The following is a 22960-nucleotide window of genomic DNA, read 5'->3' as shown; positions in this document are numbered from 1 at the left end:
TTTGCTTTTAAGTGCCTTAGCTATATTTTTTATAAAATTAACAAAGGATAAAAAATGATTACTTTAAAAGAAGCTTTAACATATTCTAAAGAAGAACTTATAAATCTAAAAAAAGAATTAAATGAGAAAGCAAAAAAACAAAAAAAAATTGGTGCCTATGTAGAGCAATTTTTGGATAAAGATTTAACAGATAGTATAGAAGGTATTCCAGTTGCCATTAAAGATAATATTTGTGTCAAAGATTGGGAGCTTACTTGTGCTTCTAAAATTTTACAAGGCTATGTTTCTCCTTATGATGCAAGTGCTATAAAAAATTTAAAACAAAATGGTTTTTCGCCTTTTGGGCGAGCTAATATGGATGAATTTGCTATGGGTAGTTCTACTGCAAATTCTTGTTATGGTAGGACTTTAAATCCTTTGGATTTTAGCAAAGTTCCAGGTGGAAGTAGTGGCGGAAGTGCGGCTGCAGTTTCTAGTGGTTTAGCTTTGGCAAGTTTGGGAACGGATACTGGTGGATCTGTAAGGCAACCTGCTGCATTTTGCGGATGCGTAGGTTTTAAACCAAGCTATGGACGTATTAGTCGCTATGGTTTGGTGACTTATTCTTCAAGTCTTGATCAAATTGGAGTCTTAACTCAAAATGTAGAAGATGCAGCTTTGCTTTATGATGCAATGGCAGGATATGATGAACTAGATAGCACAAGTGCTAAAATAGAATTTGCTAAAACAGCGCCAAATTTAAATCCTGATAAAAAATTAACTATAGCTGTTATACAAAATTATATTGATGAAGCAAGTGCTGAAGTAAAACAAGCCCTTTTAAAAACTATAGAATTATTAAAATCATATGGACATAATATTGTTTATAAAAATTTACTTGATTCTAAATTTGATATAGCAACGTATTATATTATTGCTGCAGCTGAGGCAAGTACAAATTTAAGTCGATATGATGGAGTAAGATTTGGAAGAAGGAGTGAAAAACAAGATAGCTTAAATGAAATGTATATTAATACAAGAAATGAAGGATTTGGAGATGAAGTTAAACGTCGTATTTTGTTAGGAACCTTTGTTTTAAGTAGCGGGTATTATGATGCTTATTATATAAAAGCTTTAAAAGCGAGAACTTTTATCAAAAATAAATATAAAGATATTTTGCAAGATTGTGATCTTATTTTTATGCCAGTTACTCCAACTACGGCTTTTTCTTTTGATACTAAAAAAACTCCTATGCAAAATTATTTAGAAGATATTTATACGATTTCGGTAAATTTAGCAGGACTTGGAGGCATTAGCATTCCTATAGGAAAAGATGGTAATAATCTTAATATTTCAGCTCAGCTAGTATGTAAGCAATTTGATGAACAAACTCTTTTAGATGGTGCATTAAATTTAGAGAAAATTATAAAAAATAAATAGGGGTTATTATGAAAATTATCAAACGTGCTTTAACATTCGAAGATGTACTTTTATGTCCAGGGTATTCTGAGGTTTTACCTAAAGAGGTAAAAATTTATACAAAATTAACTAAAAATATTACTTTAAATATTCCTTTAGTATCTGCAGCTATGGATACAGTAACCGAGCATAGAGCTGCTATTATGATGGCAAGACTGGGTGGAATTGGTGTGATTCATAAAAATATGGATATAGCCTCACAAGCTAGAGAGGTTAAAAGAGTAAAAAAAAGCGAAAGTGGCGTAATTTATGATCCTATTTACATAGGGGCTAAGGCTAGTGTTAAGGAAGCTTTGGAGCTTATGGCCGAGTATAGAATTTCTGGAGTTCCTGTTGTAGATAATAATAAAAAATTAATAGGAATTTTAACCAATCGTGATTTAAGATTTGAAAATAATTTAGATAATTTAGTTGAAAATGTAATGAGCAAACCCCCTTTAATTACTGCACCAAAAGGTTGCACTCTTGATGATGCTGAAAAAATTTTTAGCACCAATAAGGTTGAAAAACTTCCTATAGTAGACGAACAAGGATACTTAGAAGGGCTTATTACTATAAAAGATCTTAAAAAAAGAAAAGAATATCCTAATGCAAACAAGGATAAATTAGGAAGATTACGCGTAGCAGCTGCAATTGGAGTAGGTCAGATGGATAGAGCAAAAGCTTTGATTGAAGCAGGTGTTGATGCTATAGTTCTTGATTCTGCTCATGGACACTCAAAAGGGATTATGGATACCATAAAAGAGCTTAAAAAAAATTATCCTGATGTAGATTTAATAGCTGGCAATATAGCTACTGCAAAAGCTGCTAAAGCTTTATGTGAGTTAGGTGTTGATGCTATTAAAGTGGGTATAGGACCTGGTAGTATTTGTACAACAAGAATTGTTTCAGGAGTTGGAGTTCCTCAAATTTCAGCTATTGATGAATGTGCTTTGGAGGCAGATAAATTTAATGTTCCTGTTATAGCAGATGGAGGGATTAAATATTCTGGTGATATTGCTAAAGCTTTAGCTGCTGGAGCGAGTTCTGTAATGATAGGTTCTTTACTTGCTGGAACAAATGAGAGTCCAGGCGAGCTTTTTACTTATCAAGGAAGACAATACAAAACTTATAGAGGTATGGGATCTCTTGGCGCTATGCAAAAAGGAAGTTCTGATAGATATTTTCAAGAAGGAACAGCACAAGAAAAATTAGTTCCTGAAGGTATAGAAGGACGTGTACCTTATGTTGGAAGTATTAAAGACGTAGTTCATCAGCTCTTGGGAGGTTTGAGATCTTCTATGGGTTATGTGGGTGCAAAAGATATACAAGAATTTAAAGAAAAAGCTGAATTTGTAGAGATTACTAGTGCGGGATTAAAAGAAAGTCATGTTCATGATGTAACTATTACCCATGAGGCGCCAAATTATAAGGTAAATAATCAATGAGTTTTGAAGAAAAATTAGAAAAAGCAAATGAAGCTTTAGAAAAATTAAATAATAATGAATTAACCCTAAATGAAAGTATTAAAATTTATAAAATGGGTTTAGAAAACATTAAAAAAGCTAGAATGGAATTAGACAAAGCAAAATTAGAAGTGGAAAAAATCAATGAGTAAAATAGCTGCTTTACAATTTCCTACTTTAGCTTTGAGTGAATCAAGACTTGATTATTATTTACAAGCTTCAAAAGAAAGTGGTGCAAATTTAGTTGTACTTGGAGAATATGTTATTAATAGCTTTTTTATAGAATTGCTTTCTATGCCAAAAAGTATGATTAAAGAGCAAAGTGAGGCTAAAAAAGAAAGTCTTATAAGACTTTCTAAAAAATATGATTTAGAGATCATTGCGCCTTTTGTTTGTGTAGAAAATAAAGGATATAAAAAAACTTGTCTTAAAGTTTCGCCTAATATGATAAAAATTTATGAGCAACAAATTTTAATACCTTATTCCCATTGGAATGAAAAGGCTTTTTTTAAAAATAAAGAACAAAATGAACTTAAACTTTTTCATTTTACTTATGAAGGATTAAAGTGTGCATTAATTTTTGGTTTTGAGGCTCATTTTGATATTTTTTGGAAAAAAATTATGACAAAAAAAATTGATCTTGTTATTATTCCTACTGCTTCTACGTTTGAAAGTAAGAAACGTTGGGAAGAACTTTTAAAAGTAAGAGCTTTTTTAAATCATACTAGTATTTTAAGAGTTAATCGTATAGGAACTTCAAAGCATAATGAAGAATGGAAATTTTATGGTGATACTATGTTTATTAACGCTTTTGGAGAGATAGAAGAAAAACTTGGAAATGAAGAGGAAATGCTTATTATAGAGCCAAAAAAGGCTATTGAAGCAAGAAATTTATGGGGATTTGATAAAATTATCAAAAATAAAATTTGATATTTGTTAGGAAAAATGTGGATATTTTTGCAAAAAATATAGAAAGTTTAAAAATCTCAAATTATAATCTTGCTTCAAAAATATTAACTTTTTTAAATCAATCAAAATTAAGCTTTAGAGTAGATGAAAATTTAAATATTTATGATTCTAGAAAAAGATATTTATATGAAAATAAAGAGCAAATTAACCAATTTGCTAGTTCTATTCTTGATGGCAGCAAAAATTATCCTTTTATTTTTATTTATGGTATAGCTAATGGAGAATTGGTTAAAAATTTAAGTTTTAAATTTAAACATATTTTTGTTTTTGAAAGTGAAATAGAGCTTTTAATTTTAGCCTTAAATATCATAGATATTAGCGAAGAATTAAAAAATTACAAAATCATTTTGCTTGATCCTAATGCATTGGATTTTGAAATTCAAGTTGCTATGTTTTTTGATCATCAAGATATACTTGAATATTTAAGTTTATATAAACTTTTTGCTAGTTCTTTGTATTATAAAGATTTTTTTAGCAATGAAATATTAAAAGTTAATGAAATATGTATAAAAACAGCTGATGTTGCTATAAGGAATGCTGATAGAACTTGCTATCTTCCTCTTTTAACTTATAAACAATTTCTTTGCAATATCCCTACCATGCTAGAAAACATTCCTTTTCAAAGACTTCTAAATCAAAGAAAAAATACCTTTGATACAGCCATAGTAGTTTCAGCAGGACCTTCACTTGCTAAGCAACTTCCTTTACTTAAAAAATATCAAAATAAAGCTTTTATTTTTTGCGCAGATGGAGCTTTGAGTATTTTATTAAAAGAGGATATTAAGCCTGATTATGTGACCAATTTAGATTTTTCTGATTGGGCGATTAATTTTTTCAAAAATATACCCAATTTAAATGATGCTTTAATAATGCTTGAATGTGCTACTCATCCTAATGTTGTGCAGTTTTTAAAAGATAAAAATGTATCTTTGGTGCTAAGAAATAAGAATTTGTATATGCGTTATAATTTAAATGATTTTGGTTACATAGATACAGGAACTCATGTAAGTCATTTCTCTTATACCTTAGCTCTTGCTTTAGGATTTAAAAATATTATTATGATAGGACAAGATTTAGCCTATGATGAGAAAGGAAATTCTCATTCAAATGGTTATTATTATACAGAAAAATCTAAAGAAGAATATTTTAGTGATACTTTGGAAGTAGAAGCATATGGTGGAAATAAACAGATTAAAACGCATATATTTTGGAATGATTATCGTATCAAATTAGAATACCTTTTTGCCTGTAATCAAGAAGTAAATTTTTACAATGCCACAGAAGGTGGAGCAAGGATAAATTTTACTAAAGAAATATCTTTTAAAAATGTTTGTGAAAATTTACTTCATAAAGAAAAACCTAAATTTGAAAATTTAAAACCTTTAACTAAAAATAGAAGCTCTAAACTCATTGCTAAATTTTTTGCAAAATTAAAACAAGATAAACAAACTTGCGAAAATTTATTAAATGATGCCAAAGCTTTAAAAGAAGCATTGGATAATATCTTAAGCAAAGATATTATTTTACCTTTAGAATTTTTACAAAATGTTCATAAAAATATAAGTAGTTTTAATGAAATATTAGCAAATAATGAGTTCGTGCAAGATGAAGCCTTAAGGGGTATTTTTGCTTATCGTGGTTATTTGATTTCTTGTGCTATAAGAGATACAAATGATGAAAGAGAGTATTTATTTGCCTATATAAAAGCTTATAAAGAATGGTTGAAAGAATTTCTAGAAAAATTAAATACAAAATATGAAAGTATTTTAGAAGCCTTAAATACTAAATAATTTTTATAATATTGCCGCTAAGTTTTAATTTATCCAAGAATTTTAAAAATTCTAAATAATTTTTATGAAAATATTTTAAGGGTATTTTAGTGAAAAAGTGTTAAAATTTTTGCTTTTGATTTTTTACAATATTTGAGGCAAAGATGCAAAAAATTCATTTTATAGGTATAGGTGGCATAGGTATTTCAGCTTTGGCAAGATTTTTAAAAGAAAAAGGCTTTAAGATTAGTGGAAGTGATTTAAAAGAAAGTAAAATCACTAAAGAGCTTGAAAATGAGGGTGTGTGTGTATCAATCCCGCACAATAAAGAAAATATCATCGGAAAAGATTTAGTAATTTATTCAGCCGCTATAAAAGAAGAAAATCCTGAATTTAAGCACGCTAAAGAATTAGGCATTAAAACTCTTTCGCGTAAAGAAGCTTTACCTTTGATTTTGCAAGATAAACGTGTTTTTGCTGTTGCAGGAGCACATGGAAAAAGCACCACTTCAAGCATTTTAGCTTCTTTGATACCAAATTCATCAGTTATTATTGGTGCTATTTTAAAAGAATTTGGCTCAAATATGATTTATAAAGAAAGCGAAAATCTTATTTTTGAAGCTGATGAAAGCGATAGTTCTTTTTTAAATTCAAATCCCCATTTAGCCATAGTTACAAATGTAGAAGCAGAACATTTGGATCATTATGGTAATGAAATTTCAAAACTCCATCACGCTTATACCAGTTTTTTAGAAAATGCTAAGATTCGTATTATTAATGCAGAAGATGAATTTTTAAAAGATTATAAAGGTGAAGCTTTGCGTCTTTATCCTAGTAAGGATATTAAAAATTGTGTTATGGAGATTGAAAATTTTAGACCTAAAACAAGTTTTGAGCTTAAAAATTTAGGACGTTTTAGTGTGTTTGGTATGGGTTATCATCTAGCTATTGATGCTTCTTTAGCTATTTTAGCTGCATTAAATTATGAAAATATAGAGCAAATTAGATTAAATTTAAAAAAATATCAAGGGATTAAAAAAAGATTTGATATTTTATATGCTGATGAGGATTTAGCTTTAATTGATGATTATGGCCATCATCCAACAGAGATTAAAGCTACTTTAAATGCTGCTAGAGAATATGCAAAATTAGCAGGATATAAAAAAATTACTGCCATTTTTGAACCCCATCGTTATACGCGTTTGGCTGCAAATTTAAAAGAATTTGTTTTAGCATTTGATGATATAGATGAACTTGTGATTTTACCTGTTTATGCCGCAGGAGAAGAAAAAATCGAAATTGACTTAAAAAAGTATTTTGATAAGGCTTTATTTATTAATGATATTAAAAGAGAAGGTAAATTTTTAGTCACAGATAAAGGAAGAGTCTTTGATAAAGGTTTGATTATAGGTTTTGGAGCAGGAGATATTAGCAATAAATTAAGGCAAAATAATGAGTAAAATTTTATTTTATCTTTTAATTATTTTAATTTTACTTTTAATCACTCTTATGTTGCGTAAAAAACTAGGATCTAAAACCAAACCTTTTTTTGTAATTTTACTTTTAGCTACTATTATTTTTTCTGTATTTTTTGAAATACAAAATATTAAAAAAGCAGAAAAAAATCGTGAAGTTCTTACAGCTTTTAATCAAGGCAAAAACATCATTTGTAAAGATTTAAATATTTCTAATGATTATTTTAATTATGAATTTGGCACAGCGAGTTTTATTTCTAAGGATAACAATCTTAGCTTTAAATCTTTAATCATTGATATAAATCATTGCAGGTTAAAAAATGAGTGAAAATAAAGAAGAACTTATATCAAAATTGGATTTAAATGGTTATTTAGAAGAGTTTAAATCTTTTTTTTCAAGGGATAAAGATATATTTTTACAAGGTGATTCTTCGCTTCATTTAAAGCGTATTGATGAGCTTTGTAAGATCAATTTCCCGCAAATTCCAGAAGTTTTAAATTTGGATAAAGCTTTGGCACATTTAAGCAAACAAGGGGTTTTGCATTTAGATGAAATTTATGAGTTTGTGAAAATTTTTTGTTATTTTGAAAAACTTAAAAAAATTAATTTTGGATTTAATCTAGACTCTTGGCTTGAAAAAATTCAGCTTTCAGAAGAAATTTTAGAACTCACTTTAAAATTTGATGATAAAGGAGAACTAAAAGAAAGTTTAGATGAAAGACTTATAAATTTAAATACAGCTTTAAGACTTAAAAATGAAGCCATAAGAGCCGAGTTTAAAAAACTTATTTATACTAAATCGCTTAGTCCTTATTTAATCGATACGCAAATTCATTTTATCAATGGTTTTGAAGCATTGCTTGTAAGAGGAGGGTTTAATCACACTTTAAAAGCTAAGATTATAGCTAGAAGCAGTAGTGGAGGTTTTTATATTATCCCTTTAAATATTGAAAATTTACAAGATGATATAGAAAAAATTAAAAATCAAAAAGAAGAGATTTATTATGAATATGCCAAAAATTTTTCTATTTTTCTAGCTAAAAATCTACCTTTTTTGAAATTTATTAATAGTGCTTTTGATTTATTTGATCATTATAGTGCTAGAGTTTTGCTTGCTAAAAAGAAAGATTATGAATTTATTTTATGTGAAAACTCAAATGAAATTATACTTAAAGATTTTGCTCATCCAGCTCTTGAAAATCCAAAAAGTATTTCTCTTGAATTTAAAAAGCAAGTTTTAATTATTACAGGGGTTAATGCGGGTGGAAAATCCATGCTATTAAAGTCTTTGCTTGCTGCTGCTTTTTTAGCTAAGCATCTTTTGCCTATGAAAATAAAAGCCAATGAAAGCAAAATCAGTTCTTTTAAAGAATTTGATGCCATCATTGAAGATCCGCAAAATGTTAAAAATAATATCTCAACCTTTGCAGGTAGAATGCTTCAAATTTCAAAGCTTTTTACTAAAAAAAATTTATTATTAGGAATTGATGAAATAGAGCTTGGAACAGATTTTGAAGAGGCTGCTTGTTTATATAGTGTTATTATTTCTCATCTTATAAAAAATAAACTTAAAATCATCATTACAACACACCATAAGCGTCTTGCTATGCTTTTAGCACAAAATGAAGAAGTTGAACTTATCGCTGCTTTATATGATGAGGAAATTTCAAAGCCAAAATATGAATTTTTAAAAGGCACCATAGGAAAATCTTATGCTTTTGAAACAGCTTTGCGTTATCAAATTCCAGCTAATTTGGTAAGTGAAGCTAAAAAACTTTATGGTGAAGATAAAGAGAATTTAGAAGTAATGGTGAGTAAAAATATCAATCTTGAACTAGAACTTAAAACTAAGCTTCAAAATATACATAAAAAAGAACAAATTGCTGATGAGATTTTGCAGAATTTAAAAGAACAAAAACAAAAACAAGAAGAAAAATTTAAAAATACTTTAAGAGAATTAGAATTTAAATTTTATAAAGCCATAGAAGAGGCTAAAAAAACTATAAATTTAAAAGATATCAAAGAAAAACAAAGAAGCTTAAATAAAGCCAATGAACTAAAAAAAGAAATTATCTTACCAAGCATAAAACAAAATGAAGAGCTAAGAGTAGGAGATTTTGTAAAATATGAAAAGATTAAAGGGGTGATTAAAGCTATTTCTAAAAATGAAGCTTTGATAGAATGTGAAGGGCTTAATCTAAGAGTAGGACTTAATTTGCTTAAAAAAAGTGTAGAACTTCCTAAAAAAAGTTCTAAAACAAATATAAGCGTTGCTAAACCAAGTAATTTAAACATCACTTTGGATTTACATGGACTTAGAAGCGATGAGGCTATTTCTAGGCTTGATAAATTTATTTCAGATGCCTTGCTTGCTGGATTTGATGAAGTTTTAGTATATCATGGCATAGGAACAGGAAAGCTTGCTTTTGTGGTAAAAGAATTTTTAAAAGCACACAAAAGTGTAAAAAGTTTTAGTGATGCACCGATCAATCAAGGTGGTTTTGGCGCTAAGGTAGTGAGGTTTTAAGGATAGAGATGAATAAAATTTTTTATAAATCCAGCACAAATATGAGTGAGTTAAATGATAAAAGCGTTGATTTAATTATCACTTCACCGCCTTATTTTAATATCAAGGATTATTCTAAAAATGGCTATCAGGATAAAATACATTCTGATAAAAATAAAATGGATCTAGGAGCTATTAATGATTATAAAAATTATATAAAAGCCCTTCTTAAAGTATGGGTTGAGTGTGAAAGAGTGTTAAAACCTAATGGAAAATTATGTATAAATATACCTTTAATGCCTATGCTTAAAAAAGACTTAAACACGCATTATAACCGCCATATATTTGATTTGCAAAGTGATATACAAAATTCCATTTTAAAGCATACAAAGTTATTTTTACTAGATCTGTATATTTGGAATAGAACTAATTCTACTAAAAAGCTTATGTTTGGTTCTTATCCTTATCCTAGAAATTTTTATACACAAAATACTACTGAATTTATAGTTATTTTTGTTAAAGATGGAAAACCTGTACCTGTTTCTAATGAAATTAAGGAAAAATCAAAACTCACACAAGAAGAATGGCTTAGTTATACTAAACAAATTTGGGATATAGCTATACCCAATAAAAGTGATATAGCCTTTGGAAAACATTCTGCTATTATGCCAAGAGAAATTCCTTATCGTTTGATAAAATTATATAGTTTCGTAGACGATGTTATTTTAGACCCTTTTTGTGGAAGCGGAACAACTCTAAGTGTAGCAAAAGAATTAAGTAGAAAATATATAGGATATGAGCTTTATGAGAACTATAAAAGCTTAATTAATGAAAAATTAAATACTATATTTTAAAGGTTTAAAATTTGCAAAATAAAATTTATATTTGTGATGTATTTGAGTTTTTAGAAAAACTTCCTAATGCGTGTATAGATTTAGCCATTGTTGATCCGCCTTATAATTTAAAAATCGCAAAATGGGATAGCTTTAAAAATGAGAATGAATTTTTAGAATTTTCTTATAAATGGATGGAATTAATGCTTTTAAAAATGAAGCCAAATGGAAGTTTTTATATTTTTAATACGCCTTATAACTGTGCTTTATTTATCAATTTTTTAAAAGATAAAAAATTAAATTTTAATAATTTTATCACTTGGTATAAAAAAGACGGACTTAGTTATGCAAAAACAAAATATGTTAATAATCAAGAAAGTATTTTATTTTATGCAATGAGTAAAAAATACTATTTTAACGCTGATGAAATTCGTATTCCTTATGAAAGTGAAAGTAGGATAAAACACGCTGCAAAAAAAGGAATTTTGAAAAATGGCAAAAGATGGTATCCTAATGAAAAAGGTAAACTTTGTCCTGATGTATGGCAAATTTCAAGTCTTAGGCATACAAATAAAATCAATGGAAAAACAATGAAACAAAATCATCCAAGTCCAAAGCCTAAAGAAATGATAGAAAGAATGATTAAAGCAAGCAGTAAGGAAAATGATTTAATCCTTGATTTGTTTGCAGGAACAGGTGTAGTGAGTTTAATGGCAAAAAAATTAAATAGAAATTTTATAGGATGTGAGAGTAATATAGAATATCTGAATAAAAATCTAAGGGATGATTTATGTTTGAAGCTTTAAAAAAAGATTTAAAAAGTATTAATCCTGCTTTATCTTGTTTAGAGTTTTTATCAAGTAGGATTATTAGAGATGATTATAGAGGTATTCATAAGTTACAGCATTATAGATGGAATTTAGGGTATATAAAAATTGTTTTGAAATATTTAAAAAAATATGATTTGCTTTATCATACTGCAGGTGATATAAGAGAAAATTATAGATATAAAGACGATGAGTTGGAATTTTGTAATTTTTTAAAAATGATAAATGATGATTTAGGAAAAATCGGTTTTAGTGTTACAGATATGGCGATGAGAAAAATTATTTTTGTTAATTTACAAAGAATGGGCTTTTTACAAAGATTTGATAAAAATAAAAAATTATGTAAAGTAAACAAAATTTATAGAAATTATCGTTATGTAAAAATTTCTAAAAAAGGCTTAGAATTATTAAATTCTAAAAATATTTTTGAAGAAATTAAAATTTTAGGAGTAGCACTAGATAGGCTTTTTGATGGATTGGTGCAAAGTATTTTTGAACTTATTAATACTTTAGATGAAAATTATTTAAGTATTTATGAGTTTATGTTTTTTGTAAGTTTTTTAGGTAAAACAATAAATGAAGAAATTATAAATAAAGAAAAAATTATCCTTTTTATCAATGAATTTCGCTCTCTTAAAGCAAGAAAAAAGGTGGTTATAGAAACTATAAAAACTTTTTGTGATCCTAAAAAATTTAAGGGTAATAAAATAGATAAAAGAGATTTTCATAATTGGAAAAATCAAGCACAAAGTATTTTTGAAGCCTTGGGTTTTATGAGTATTTTTGAGTATGATGAAAAAAATGAAAAAATTTTCTTAAAAACTACTTTAAATAAAGAAAAAATAAAATTTAAAAGAAGTTCCTTAATTAAAGAGCAGTATTTTAAAGAACATAAGATTAATAAAAATATAAGCTTTGAACTTCATCATATCGTGCCATTTTATTTTGCTAAAAATTTAGATATGCTAAAGGCAATTGATGATTGGCGTAACCTAATTTATATTGATGCAAATTCGCATAAAATTTTAACACTAGATAAAGATATTAAATTTGCTATAAGACTTAGTTTTGATAGTGATGATGTGGTGCTTGATAATTTTAGAGGATTTAAATTTGTTTTAAAAAAAGAACAAAATGTTTTTTACAATAAGGATTTACAAATTATAATGAAAGACTATAATAGATCTTTATTGTAATTTTATTTCAATAGGATACTAAATAATTGTAAAATATGGCTTAAAATAAATTTTATATTTTAAAATTAACAAGTTTAGATAAATATAAAAAATTTATCTAAATACTTTTAATTATCATTGAGCTCAAAAAATTTATGGAAAAATTTAACTGGGGTGAAAATGGTGTAACTCTTACTAGGTTAAAAAGAGGAAAAATACTACTCCCAGTAGATAAAGGTAGTCCCAACTGGCAATTTATGGAATATTATATAAAACATATAGAATATAAAAAGATAAAAGATATTGTAGCTTATTATCAGAGAAAATCATAAATCCACAAAAAATATTTCTTAAAGCATTTTTCGCTAAACTTCATAAATTTTATAAGGTTTAGCGATGAAAAATATTATGATATTAAGTGGAGCTGGGCTTAGTGCTCCAAGTGGGCTTAAAACTTTTAGAGATAATGGTGGGCTTTGGGATGAGTATGATGTGATGGAAATTTGCTCTGCAATAGGCTTTAGAAAAAATCCCAAAAAAGTGCTTGATTTTTATGATGCAAGACGTCTAGAGCTTGCAAATGTAAAGCCAAATTATGCTCATAAACAAATTGCTAAATTAAAAGAAAAATGGGGTAAAAATCTTTTTGTTTTAACCCAAAATGTTGATGATTTACTAGAGCGTGCAGGATGTAAAGAAGTCATTCATTTGCATGGTTTTTTGCCTGAACTTCGTTGTTTAAAATGTGGTAAAATCTTTAATATAGCTTATAATTTAATGGCAAATAAAAAATGCCCTAAATGCAAAAGTGAAAATTTAAGGCATAATATCGTTATGTTTGAAGAAGCAGCCCCAGCTTATAACACACTTTACTCTCTTTTAAGTCAAACTTCACTTTTTATAAGCATAGGCACAAGCGGAGCTGTTTTGCCCGTGGGTGAGTATGCAAGAATGTGTGAAAAAAGCATTTTAAATATCTATGAAAAGGATGAAAATTTAGAGACGTTTTTTGATAAAATTTATATAGAAAATGTCTTAAGTGCTATTGATAAGATAACACAAGATATAGATGAATTTATGAAAGATAGCTAATGTTTGATTCTTTGTTAAATGGGATGATTTTAGGTTTTGGCGTAAGCGTTCCTTTTGGACCTGTAAATATTTTGATTTTAACCTATGCTCTTAGGGTTTTTAAAAATTCTTTAGCTGTAGGCCTTGGTGCTTTTAGTGTTGATATGCTTTATTTCTTTCTTTTAAAATTTGGACTTATTGGCTTTTTGGACAATGCGATATTTATGAAGGTTTTAGCTGTATTTGGATTTGTTTTTTTAAGCTATATGGCTTTTTTGATGCTTGTGAAAAAAAATAAAGATTTAAATTTAAAAAATGTAGAATTCAAAGAAAATTTGTTTAAAAGTTATTTAAAGGGTGTATTTTTAAATGGTTTAAATCCTTTTGTAATAGGATTTTGGCTTAGTGTTGCAGGTATTGCCATAAAAGAAAGTCATCCTAATGCTATGGTAATTGGTCTTATTGTGGCTATACTTTCTTGGATCTTTGCTCTATCTTTTTTTGTAGCAAGATATAAGGATTTTTTTAGTGCAAGGATTATTAAATTTATCAATATTATTTCAGCTCTAATCATAGAGTATTTTGCTATAAATTTACTTTATAAAACTTTTATAGGATAAAAAATGAATGCAAAAGAATTTTTAATAGAACTTTTAAAATTTAAATCTATCACACCAAAAGATGATGGAGCTTTAAATTTTATCGCTTTGGAGTTAAGCGAGTTTGAAGCTTTTTTTATAGAAAAAGAAGGTATCAAAAATCTTTTGCTTACAAAAAAATTTAAAGATGAAGGCGAGCATTTAGCTTTTTGTGGGCATATAGATGTTGTTCCTGCAGGAGAAGGTTGGCAAAATGATCCTTTTAAACCTATAGAAAAAGATGGTTTTATCTATGCAAGAGGAGCGCAAGATATGAAAAGTGGCGTGGCCGCTTTTGTGTATGCTTTAAAAGAAGCTAAATTTAATGGTTCAAGACTTTCTTTAATGCTTACAAGTGATGAAGAAGGCGAGGCAAAATATGGAACTTTGGAGCTTCTTAATTTTATGAAAGAAAAAGATCTTTTGCCTGATTTTGCTTTGGTAGGAGAACCAACCAGTGATAAACATTTTGGCGATACTATTAAAATAGGGCGTCGTGGATCTATTAATGCAACGCTTATTATAAAAGGCAAACAAGGGCATGTAGCTTACCCTGAAAAATGCATTAACCCTATACACGATTTTGCTCCAGTTTTAAAATTTTTAGCTGGATTTGATCTAGATCCTGGAAGTGCTGAATTTGATCCTTCAAAGATTGTTATTACAGATATTAGAGGAGGATTAGAAGTTAGTAATGTAACGCCAAATGATTTAAAAATTATGTTTAATATTAGAAATTCATTAGATACAAATGTAGATGATGTTAAAGCTTATGTAGAAAAAATTTGTGAAGGGTTAAACTATGAGCTTAAGATAAGTCAAAGCTCTAAACCTTTTTTAACTAAAAGTGATAATAAAATTGTTCAAAAAATTAATCAAAGCGTTCAAAAAATCACTTCTCAAGTTCCAAAATTTAATACCAAAGGTGGCACAAGTGATGCAAGATTTTTAGCTGAGTTTGGTGTAAGCGTATGTGAATTTGGTGTGCGTAATGATACAATCCACGCTGTAAATGAAAGAGTAAGCGTAGAAGAATTTGAAAAGCTTTGCTTAATTTATAAAGATTTTGTAGAGAATTTTTAAAAATAATATTTATTTGTTAAGTTAAAGATTATTTATAAGGATTAAAAGAGTTAAAATGATTATCAATGGAGAAAAATTTGATCTTAAAGAGCTTAAATTTATGGATTTTATCAAAGAAAAAGGCTTAAAAACCGAGTTTATTGCCTTAGAATTAAATGGAGAAATCGTGTCTAAAAGCGAATTTGAAAATTTGATTTTAAAAGAAAATGATAAAGCTGAAATCGTAAGTTTTGTAGGGGGAGGTTGATGAGAGTTAAATTCAATGGTGAGTTTTTAGAAACAGAGCATAAAAACACTTTAGATTTTTTTAAAAGTGTGAGTAAAAATGAAAGTGATGTATGGATAGTAAATGGCTTTGCGACAAAGGAAAATTTAAATTTAAATGAAAATGATGAGCTTTTTTGCATAGAAAAAAATGTTATGCCGCCCAAAGATGCCTTAGATGCTATGATGAGATCGCGTCATACGCCAAAACTTCATGATAAACTTAAAAAAGCAAGTGTAGCAGTATGTGGGCTTGGGGGGCTTGGATCGCATATAGCTATAATGCTTGCGCGTAGTGGCATAGGAAGTTTGAAACTTATAGATTTTGATATAGTAGAACCTAGCAATCTTAATCGTCAAGCATATCGTGTGAGTGATTTAGGTAAATTTAAAACTGAAGCTTTAAAAGAACAAATTGGCGAAATCAACCCTTATGTTAATATTGAAATTTGCACACTAAAAATAGATGAGGGTAATTTAGAATATTTATTTAAAGGTATAGATATAGTTTGTGAGGCTTTTGATACTGCACTTGCAAAGGCTATGATAGCGCAAAATTTTCATAGATTTTATAAGGATACTACTTTAATTTGTGCCTCAGGGCTTGCAGGATATGGAGATAGCAATAGCATACAAACAAGAAAGATAGCACAAAATTTCTATGTTTGTGGAGATTTGATAAATGGGGCTAAAGTGGGCAATGGACTTATGGCACCACGTGTAAATATTTGTGCAGCTCATCAAGCTAATTTAGTTTTAGAACTTTTAGCGAGAAATGATCATGAATGATATTTTAAAGATAGGAAAATATGAATTTCAAAGTCGTTTTATACTAGGCTCAGGTAAATTTTCACTCGATCTTATAAAATCAGCCATTGATGAGGCAAAAGCAGAAATTATCACCTTAGCTTTAAGAAGAGCTTATACGGGGAATGTTGAAAATATACTTGATTTTATTCCTAAAAATATCACACTTTTGCCAAATACTTCAGGGGCAAGAAATGCTAATGAAGCTTTGCGTATAGCAAGACTTTCAAGAGAGCTTGGTTGTGGAGAGCTTATAAAGATAGAAGTTATAAGTGATAGTAAGTATTTATTACCTGATAATTATGAAACCACTAAGGCTTGTGAGCTTTTAGCTAAAGAGGGTTTTACGCCTTTACCTTATATGTATGCTGATCTTTATGCGGCTAGAGCTATGAGAGATGCAGGAGCAGCAGCTATTATGCCTTTAGCTGCACCTATTGGGAGTAATAAAGGCCTGTGTGCTAAGGAATTTATACAAATTTTGCTTAATGAAATCAATTTGCCTATCATTGTAGATGCAGGTATTGGAACTCCTGCACAAGCTTGCGAAGCTATGCAAATGGGGGTTAGTGCAGTGATGATAAATACAGCTATAGCTGAGGCAAAAGATATTGCTTTAATGGCAAGAGCTTTTTCACAGGCTATAAAAGCTGGAAGGAGTGCTTTTTTAGCGGGTCTAGCAAGTGTAAGCGAAGCTAAAGCAAGTTCTCCGCTAACAGGCTTTTTAAGGGATTGATGAATGCAAGATTGTATGGAGTATATGCCTCATATGCAGGAAATAAAAAGCGAAATTTTAGACAAAGTTTTAGCTCAAGTTCAAAATTATGATGAGAGTAGATATAGTGCTAAAGATGTTGAAAATACTTTAAATTCCACACATTTAAACATAGAAAATTTAAAGGCTCTGCTTTCAAGTGCGGCAGAAAATTTTATAGAAGAACTTGCTTTAAAATCTGCCAAATTAAAGAAAAAATATTTTGGAAATTCTATTTTTCTTTTTACTCCGCTTTATTTGTCAAATTATTGCAATTCTAAATGTGTTTATTGTGGTTTTCAAAAAGGAAATAAAATCACAAGAGCTAAACTTAATGAAGATGAAATTCATAAAGAAATGCAAGCAATTGCTAAGAGTGGTTTGCAAGAAATTTTAATATTAACCGGCGAAGGGCGTGAATATGCAAGTGTTGAGTATATTGCTAGTGCTTGTAGAATAGCTAGAGAATATTTTAAGGTTGTAGGGGTTGAAATTTATGCTTTAAATGAGGATGAATATAAAATTTTACATGAAAATGGTTGTGATTATGTAACTATTTTTCAAGAAACGTATAATCCTTTAAAATATTCTAAAATTCATTTAGATGGCGAAAAACGCATTTTTTCCTATCGTTTTAACGCACAAGAAAGAGCTTTAAGGGCAGGTATGAGAGGGGTTGCTTTTGGAGCGCTTTTAGGGATTGATGATTTTAGAAAAGATGCTTTAGCTACAGCTCTTCATGCACATTTTTTACAACAAGCTTATCCACACGCTGAAATTTCTATTTCAATTCCACGTTTAAGACCTATAATTAATAATGCTAAAATTAGTTCTAAAGATGTGAGTGAAAAAAGACTTTTTCAAGTTCTTTGTGCTTATAGAATTTTTTTACCTTATGCAACAATTGTTATTTCAAGCCGAGAAAGAAAAGGCTTTAGAGATGAGGTGGTGAAATTTGGAGTCAATAAGATGAGTGCTGGGGTGAGTGTAGGGATAGGAGAACATCAAGGCAATAAAAAAGGAGATGAACAATTTGAAATTTCGGATAAAAGAAGTATAGATGAAATTTTAACTATGCTTAAAAATTCAAATTTACAGGCTGTAATGAGTGATAGTATCTATGTGGGATAAAAAAATTATTGCTATAAGTGATAGAAAATGTGTTGAAGGTGATTTTTTAAAATATATAGAGAGGCTTGCAAAAGCTAAAGTTGATGCTATAGTTTTAAGAGAAAAGGATCTTAGTGAATTTGAATATTATGATTTAGCCAAAGAAGTTTTAGCTATTTGTGCTAAAGAAAAAGTTACTTGTTTTTTGCATTTTTTTGATAGAGAATGTTTAAAATTAGGACATAAATATTTTCATGCTCCGCTTAGTTTATTAAGAAAAGATCCAAAAATTGTTAGATATTTTCATATTTTAGGAACTTCTGTTCATAGTAAAGAAGAGCTTTTAGAAGCTATGAATTTTAAAGTAAATTATGCTTTTGTAGGGCATATTTTTAGAAGTTCTTGCAAAGTAGATCTTGCTCCTAGGGGTTTAGAATTTTTAAAAGACTTGCTTGAATTTAGTAAAATTCCTCTTTATGCTATAGGAGGTATTAATTTAGATAATATTTTTAATTTTAAGAATTTAAATATAGCCGGTATTTGTATGAGAGAGGCTCTTATAAAAGAAGATAATCTTAAAAAATATATAAAAGAATGTAAAGAAAAAATACTAATTTAGATAAATAATTTTATTTAACTTTTAAGTCTAAAAATAAACCAATAAAGATCTTAGCGATTTCATAAAATAAAATTCTTATTAAATATTTAAAAAATATTCAACTTTTATAATTTTTTATTTAAAAATTTATTTTATATTTTTAAATAATTAAATTTTTATAATGAAATAATTTTAGAAATTTAATTTTCTTTAAAGTATTATTATTATAGTATTGATACTAATTATCATTTATCTAGGAAATTGTTATGAATCTTAACGAGTTAGAAGATGGGCAAAAAGCTATTATTAAAGATATTAATGCCAATAAAGAACTTGCAAATAGGCTTTTAAGTTTTGGATTTATAAAAAATAAGGCTCTTACAAAAATACGTTCTTCTTTGAAAAATGCTACTATTATGATAGAACTTGAAACAACTTGTGTGATTTTGCGTTCTAGCGAGGCTGAAACAATAGAGGTGCAACTAGTATGAAAAAGATAAAAGTTGCTTTAGTAGGACAGCCAAATGTTGGAAAAAGTTTGCTTATTAATAAGCTTTGTAAAGCTAATATGAAAGTAGCCAATTTTAGTGGGGTTACTATAGAAAAAGCGAGTGCAAAAACTTTTTATAAAGATTATGAAATTGAAATCATAGATTTGCCAGGTACTTATGCGCTTGATGGTTATAGTGAAGAGGAAAAAATTACACGCTATTTTTTAGATCATGAACAATATGATATTATAATAAATGTTTTAGATGCTACAAATTTAGAAAGAAATCTTATCTTAAGTTCTGAACTTTTATTGTTAAACAAAAAAATGCTTCTTGCATTAAATATGTATGATGAAGCTAAAAAAGAAGGCATTGAGATCGATATTAAAAAGCTTAATTTATTGTTTAAAACTCCAGTTTTACAAGTAAGTGCTAAAACTAAAGAAAATTTAGATCTTTTGCTTGAAAAAGTTGTATTGCTTTATGAGAGTAAATTTAGAGTTAAGAGCGATTTTTATTCTAATTTTTGTCAAAATGGCATACAAAAAGAAAATTTAATACAATATGCAAGTAATACATATTCTCAAGTTATAATAAAATCTTCAAATTTTAGTCCTTTGAGTAAAAAAATAGATAAAATTTTAATTCATCATTTTTTTGGATTGCCTATATTTTTATTTTTAATGTGGCTTTTGTTTCAATTAACATTTACTTTGGGTCAAATTCCAATGGATTATATTGAAGAAGGTTTTGGAATTTTAGGCGAATTTTGTAAAGAACATATACCCAATCCTTTGCTTGCCTCAGCGCTAAGTGATGGAGTCATAAATGGAGTAGGGGCTGTTGTATTATTTTTACCTAATATTATTATTTTATTTTTAGGAATCGCTCTTTTAGAAACAACAGGTTATATGGCTAGAGTTGCTTTTTTGCTTGATGGTATTTTATATAAATTTGGTTTACACGGGAAAAGTTTTATTCCACTTATTACAGGTTTTGGTTGTTCTGTGCCTGCTTTTATGGCAACTAGAACATTAAAAAATAAAAAGGATAGACTTTTAACTCTTTTTGTTATTAATTTTATGAGTTGCGGGGCGCGTTTACCTGTATATGTTTTATTTATAGGAGCCTTTTTCTCAAGTGATAAGGCTGGAAATTATTTATTTGGAATTTATATTTTAGGAGCTATTTTAGGCCTTTTTGCGGCAAAACTTTTAAGAATTACAGCTTTTAAAGGATTGAATGAGCCTTTTGTTATGGAAGTTCCAAAGTATCGTATGCCAAATTGGAGCTTAGTTGCATTTATGGTTATAAATAAGGCAAAAGCTTATCTTAAAAAAGCAGGAACTTTTATACTTTTAGCATCTTTATTTATATGGTTTGCTAGCAATTTCCCAAGAGGAGAAGTTCAAAATTTAGATGAAAATATAAATAAGACAGTTGTTGAGCAAAGCTATCTTGGTCAATTTGGTAAAATAGTAGAGCCAGTTTTTACTCCTTTGGATTTTGATTGGAGATTAAGCGTTGCTTTGATTAGTGGTTTGGCTGCTAAAGAGACTATGATTTCTACTATGGGGGTGCTTTACTCATTGGGTGATGATATTGATGAAAACAGTCAGGATTTAAGAAGTATTATTTCTAAAAGTGTGTCTTTTCCAAGTGCTGTAGCTTTTATTTTATTTGTAATGATTTATAATCCTTGTTTTGCTGCAACTATAGTATTTTCAAAAGAAAGTGGAAAAACAAAATATACAATTTATTTATTTCTTTTTACTTGTATAAGCGCTTATATAGTAGCTTTAATAGGGCTCAATATAGCAAAATTATTATAATAAATTTTTATCTTTGCTTTTTAAGCAAAGATAAGTTAATCAATTTCCTTTAAAATTTTAATATTTATAATTTTATCTCCTTGTTTGATAGAGTCTAAAACTTTTAAGCTTTCTTTATCGTTTTTATCTATTTGCCCAAAGACGGTATGAACTCCATCTAAATGAGGTTGTGAGCTGTGACAAATAAAAAACTGCGATCCACCTGTATCACGCCCTGCATGTGCCATAGACAAACTTCCTCTTTCGTGTTTATGACTTTGATCATCGCATTCACAAATGATCTCATATCCAGGTCCGCCTGTACCTGTTCCATGAGGGCAACCTCCTTGTATAACAAAATTTGGTATTACACGATGAAAGGTTAAGTCTTTATAAAAATTTTCATTAGCCAAATTTGCAAAATTACAAACCGTTTGAGGTGCTTCGTCACCAAAAAGTTTAAGTTTCATTGTTCCTTTTTCGGTTTCTATAAGAGCAATTTTATATTCATCTACTTTACTTGTATCTATTGTTTTAAGCATTTTGATTCCTTATTCTATATTTGTATAAACAGCTTGCACATCATCATCATCATCAAGCTTATCAAGAAGTTTTTCTATGTCCAAAAGCTGTTCTTCGTTAAAAGTTACAGGATTATTTGGAATATATTCAAGTCCAGCTTTTTTAAGGCTTAATCCTTTAGTTTCTATAGCAGCACTTAATTCTCCAAAAGCAGTATAATCTCCACTGATTACCAATTCTTCATCATTTTGTTCAAGTTCTTCAAGTCCAGAATCTATTAAATCAAGTTCAAGTTCTTCTAAATCTCCATTAAATTTTTCAAGATGAAACACTGCTTTTCTAGAAAACATAAACCCCAAAGAACCATTTTGTAAAATTTCTCCTCCATTTTTACTAAAAATTGCTTTAACATTTGCAACTGTTCTAGTAGGATTATCACTCATACATTCAACTATTACTAAGGCTCCATGTGGAGCTTTACCTTCGTAATGAATATTTTTAATATCTGCACTATCTTTACCACTTGCCCTTTTAATAGCTGCATCAATATTATCTTTTGGCATATTATTAGCTTTTGCTGTGGCAATAGCACTTCTTAATTTAGGATTCATATCAGGATCAGCTCCACCTTCTTTTGCAGCAACCTGTATAGCTTTTGCCAATTTAGGAAAAAGTTTACTCATTTTATCCCATCTTGCTTCTTTTGAAGCTCTGCGGTATTCAAATGCTCGTCCCATAATTCTCGCTTTCTTATATTTTTTTAAAGATAAAAGTATAAACTAATATCTCTAAATTTGTTTTTAAAAGGTTAAGAATGATTCGTAAGGCTAAAAAAGAAGAGGCAAAAGAAGTTATAACTTTACTAGCAAAAGCTATGGATGATATGATATATCATTTAAGTGGTTGTAATGCTTATAATGAAGCTATTGATGTTCTTTGTAAATTTTATAAGCAAGAAAATAATCGTTTAAGTTATAACAATATTTATGTATATGAACAAAATCAGAAAATTTTAGCAGCACTTTGTTGTTATGATGGAGCTTTGGCTGATGAACTTGATAAACCTTTAAATGAGAATTTAAACTCTTTAAATAAAAAAGTTTTAAAAGAATGCGAGAATGAATTTTATCTTGATAGTATAAGCGTAGAGGAAAAAGCAAGAGGTAGAGGCATAGCCAAAGAACTTATAGAGTATGCTTACAAAAAAGCTTTAGAAAAAAATAAGAAACTTTCTTTAATTGTTGAAGAATATAATCAAAATGCACAAAATCTTTATAAAAAAATAGGTTTTAAAACCATAAAAACAAAGACTTTGTACGGTCATATTTATAATTATATGGAAAAATAAGGAGA

24 protein-coding genes are annotated in these 22960 nt (G+C 28.4%); 22 read left to right on the top strand and 2 right to left on the bottom strand.

Features of this window, described 5'->3' with window-relative positions; translation table 11 throughout:
• Positions 1-54: 54 nt before the first annotated feature.
• The 21 genes from gatA (at position 55) to feoB (ending at position 21106) form a co-directional block, all read left to right on the top strand.
• Positions 55-1419: an Asp-tRNA(Asn)/Glu-tRNA(Gln) amidotransferase subunit GatA gene (gene gatA, locus CNZW441b_RS05250; protein ID WP_131186628.1), complete on the top strand. Its 1365-nt coding sequence runs from the start codon at positions 55-57 to the stop codon at positions 1417-1419.
• Between the two features lie 8 nt (positions 1420-1427).
• Complete coding sequence (gene guaB / locus CNZW441b_RS05245) at positions 1428-2885, top strand: IMP dehydrogenase (protein ID WP_131186627.1); 1458 nt, start codon at positions 1428-1430, stop codon at positions 2883-2885.
• Positions 2882-3055 carry an exodeoxyribonuclease VII small subunit gene (gene xseB / locus CNZW441b_RS05240; protein ID WP_131162940.1) on the top strand — a complete coding sequence of 58 codons (174 nt, stop codon included), beginning with the start codon at positions 2882-2884 and terminating at the stop codon, positions 3053-3055. Before guaB ends, xseB begins: the two co-directional genes overlap by 4 nt.
• Positions 3048-3833 (top strand): carbon-nitrogen hydrolase family protein, encoded by a 786-nt coding sequence (locus CNZW441b_RS05235; protein ID WP_131165837.1) that lies wholly within the window; start codon positions 3048-3050, stop codon positions 3831-3833. Before xseB ends, CNZW441b_RS05235 begins: the two co-directional genes overlap by 8 nt.
• 17 nt (positions 3834-3850) lie before the next feature.
• Positions 3851-5662, top strand: coding sequence for a motility associated factor glycosyltransferase family protein (locus CNZW441b_RS05230; RefSeq protein ID WP_131162938.1), 1812 nt, complete (start codon positions 3851-3853; stop codon positions 5660-5662).
• A gap of 143 nt (positions 5663-5805) precedes the next feature.
• Positions 5806-7101: a UDP-N-acetylmuramate--L-alanine ligase gene (murC, locus tag CNZW441b_RS05225; RefSeq protein WP_131165836.1), complete on the top strand. Its 1296-nt coding sequence runs from the start codon at positions 5806-5808 to the stop codon at positions 7099-7101.
• Entirely contained in the window at positions 7094-7444 is a 351-nt protein-coding gene (locus CNZW441b_RS05220; protein ID WP_131165835.1) for a hypothetical protein, read from the top strand. Before murC ends, CNZW441b_RS05220 begins: the two co-directional genes overlap by 8 nt.
• Positions 7437-9644, top strand: a complete 2208-nt coding sequence (locus CNZW441b_RS05215; protein WP_216681277.1) for an endonuclease MutS2 — start codon at positions 7437-7439, stop codon at positions 9642-9644. Before CNZW441b_RS05220 ends, CNZW441b_RS05215 begins: the two co-directional genes overlap by 8 nt.
• 2 nt (positions 9645-9646) lie before the next feature.
• The gene (locus tag CNZW441b_RS05210) at positions 9647-10477 is read left to right on the top strand and encodes a DNA-methyltransferase (protein WP_166683061.1); all 831 of its coding nucleotides are present in this window, start codon (positions 9647-9649) and stop codon (positions 10475-10477) included.
• An 11-nt stretch (positions 10478-10488) separates the two neighbouring features.
• Entirely contained in the window at positions 10489-11262 is a 774-nt protein-coding gene (locus tag CNZW441b_RS05205) for a DNA-methyltransferase (protein WP_131165833.1), read from the top strand.
• Positions 11247-12479: a hypothetical protein gene (locus tag CNZW441b_RS05200; RefSeq protein ID WP_131165832.1), complete on the top strand. Its 1233-nt coding sequence runs from the start codon at positions 11247-11249 to the stop codon at positions 12477-12479. Before CNZW441b_RS05205 ends, CNZW441b_RS05200 begins: the two co-directional genes overlap by 16 nt.
• Positions 12480-12854: 375 nt before the next feature.
• Entirely contained in the window at positions 12855-13550 is a 696-nt protein-coding gene (locus CNZW441b_RS05195; protein ID WP_216681276.1) for an SIR2 family NAD-dependent protein deacylase, read from the top strand.
• Positions 13550-14149, top strand: a complete 600-nt coding sequence (locus tag CNZW441b_RS05190; RefSeq protein WP_131162932.1) for a LysE family transporter — start codon at positions 13550-13552, stop codon at positions 14147-14149. The genes CNZW441b_RS05195 and CNZW441b_RS05190 overlap by 1 nt, the downstream gene beginning before the upstream one ends.
• Positions 14150-14152: 3 nt before the next feature.
• Positions 14153-15250 (top strand): succinyl-diaminopimelate desuccinylase, encoded by a 1098-nt coding sequence (dapE, locus tag CNZW441b_RS05185; RefSeq protein ID WP_216681275.1) that lies wholly within the window; start codon positions 14153-14155, stop codon positions 15248-15250.
• A 55-nt stretch (positions 15251-15305) separates the two neighbouring features.
• Positions 15306-15497 carry a sulfur carrier protein ThiS gene (thiS, locus tag CNZW441b_RS05180; RefSeq protein WP_216681274.1) on the top strand — a complete coding sequence of 64 codons (192 nt, stop codon included), beginning with the start codon at positions 15306-15308 and terminating at the stop codon, positions 15495-15497.
• A complete protein-coding gene (thiF, locus tag CNZW441b_RS05175) occupies positions 15494-16303 on the top strand; it encodes a thiamine biosynthesis protein ThiF (RefSeq protein WP_216681273.1) in 810 nt (269 codons plus the stop codon). The genes thiS and thiF overlap by 4 nt, the downstream gene beginning before the upstream one ends.
• Positions 16290-17057: a thiazole synthase gene (locus CNZW441b_RS05170; RefSeq protein ID WP_216681272.1), complete on the top strand. Its 768-nt coding sequence runs from the start codon at positions 16290-16292 to the stop codon at positions 17055-17057. Before thiF ends, CNZW441b_RS05170 begins: the two co-directional genes overlap by 14 nt.
• Positions 17058-17060: 3 nt before the next feature.
• Positions 17061-18206 (top strand): 2-iminoacetate synthase ThiH, encoded by a 1146-nt coding sequence (gene thiH / locus CNZW441b_RS05165; RefSeq protein WP_131165828.1) that lies wholly within the window; start codon positions 17061-17063, stop codon positions 18204-18206.
• On the top strand, positions 18196-18804 hold the full coding sequence (locus CNZW441b_RS05160) for a thiamine phosphate synthase (RefSeq protein WP_131165852.1): 609 nt from the start codon (positions 18196-18198) through the stop codon (positions 18802-18804). Before thiH ends, CNZW441b_RS05160 begins: the two co-directional genes overlap by 11 nt.
• Positions 18805-19049: 245 nt before the next feature.
• Positions 19050-19274 carry a FeoA family protein gene (locus CNZW441b_RS05155; protein ID WP_131162925.1) on the top strand — a complete coding sequence of 75 codons (225 nt, stop codon included), beginning with the start codon at positions 19050-19052 and terminating at the stop codon, positions 19272-19274.
• Positions 19271-21106 (top strand): ferrous iron transport protein B, encoded by a 1836-nt coding sequence (feoB, locus tag CNZW441b_RS05150; protein ID WP_131165827.1) that lies wholly within the window; start codon positions 19271-19273, stop codon positions 21104-21106. Before CNZW441b_RS05155 ends, feoB begins: the two co-directional genes overlap by 4 nt.
• 35 nt (positions 21107-21141) lie before the next feature.
• Here the strand turns inward: feoB and CNZW441b_RS05145 are convergent, their stop codons facing one another.
• Together CNZW441b_RS05145 and CNZW441b_RS05140 are read right to left on the bottom strand one after the other, a co-directional pair.
• Entirely contained in the window at positions 21142-21627 is a 486-nt protein-coding gene (locus CNZW441b_RS05145; protein WP_131162923.1) for a peptidylprolyl isomerase, read from the bottom strand.
• A 9-nt stretch (positions 21628-21636) separates the two neighbouring features.
• Entirely contained in the window at positions 21637-22344 is a 708-nt protein-coding gene (locus CNZW441b_RS05140) for a YebC/PmpR family DNA-binding transcriptional regulator (RefSeq protein ID WP_131162922.1), read from the bottom strand.
• A 77-nt stretch (positions 22345-22421) separates the two neighbouring features.
• On the opposite strand from CNZW441b_RS05140, the gene CNZW441b_RS05135 reads away from it, so the two are divergent.
• Complete coding sequence (locus CNZW441b_RS05135; RefSeq protein ID WP_131162921.1) at positions 22422-22955, top strand: GNAT family N-acetyltransferase; 534 nt, start codon at positions 22422-22424, stop codon at positions 22953-22955.
• The last annotated feature ends 5 nt before the right edge of the window (positions 22956-22960 follow it).

It is taken from the genome of Campylobacter novaezeelandiae, assembly GCF_018968685.1.
GTDB lineage: Bacteria > Campylobacterota > Campylobacteria > Campylobacterales > Campylobacteraceae > Campylobacter_D > Campylobacter_D novaezeelandiae.
Note: the sequence above shows the minus strand (reverse complement) of the source record. Positions and strands in the feature narration are given on the sequence as shown.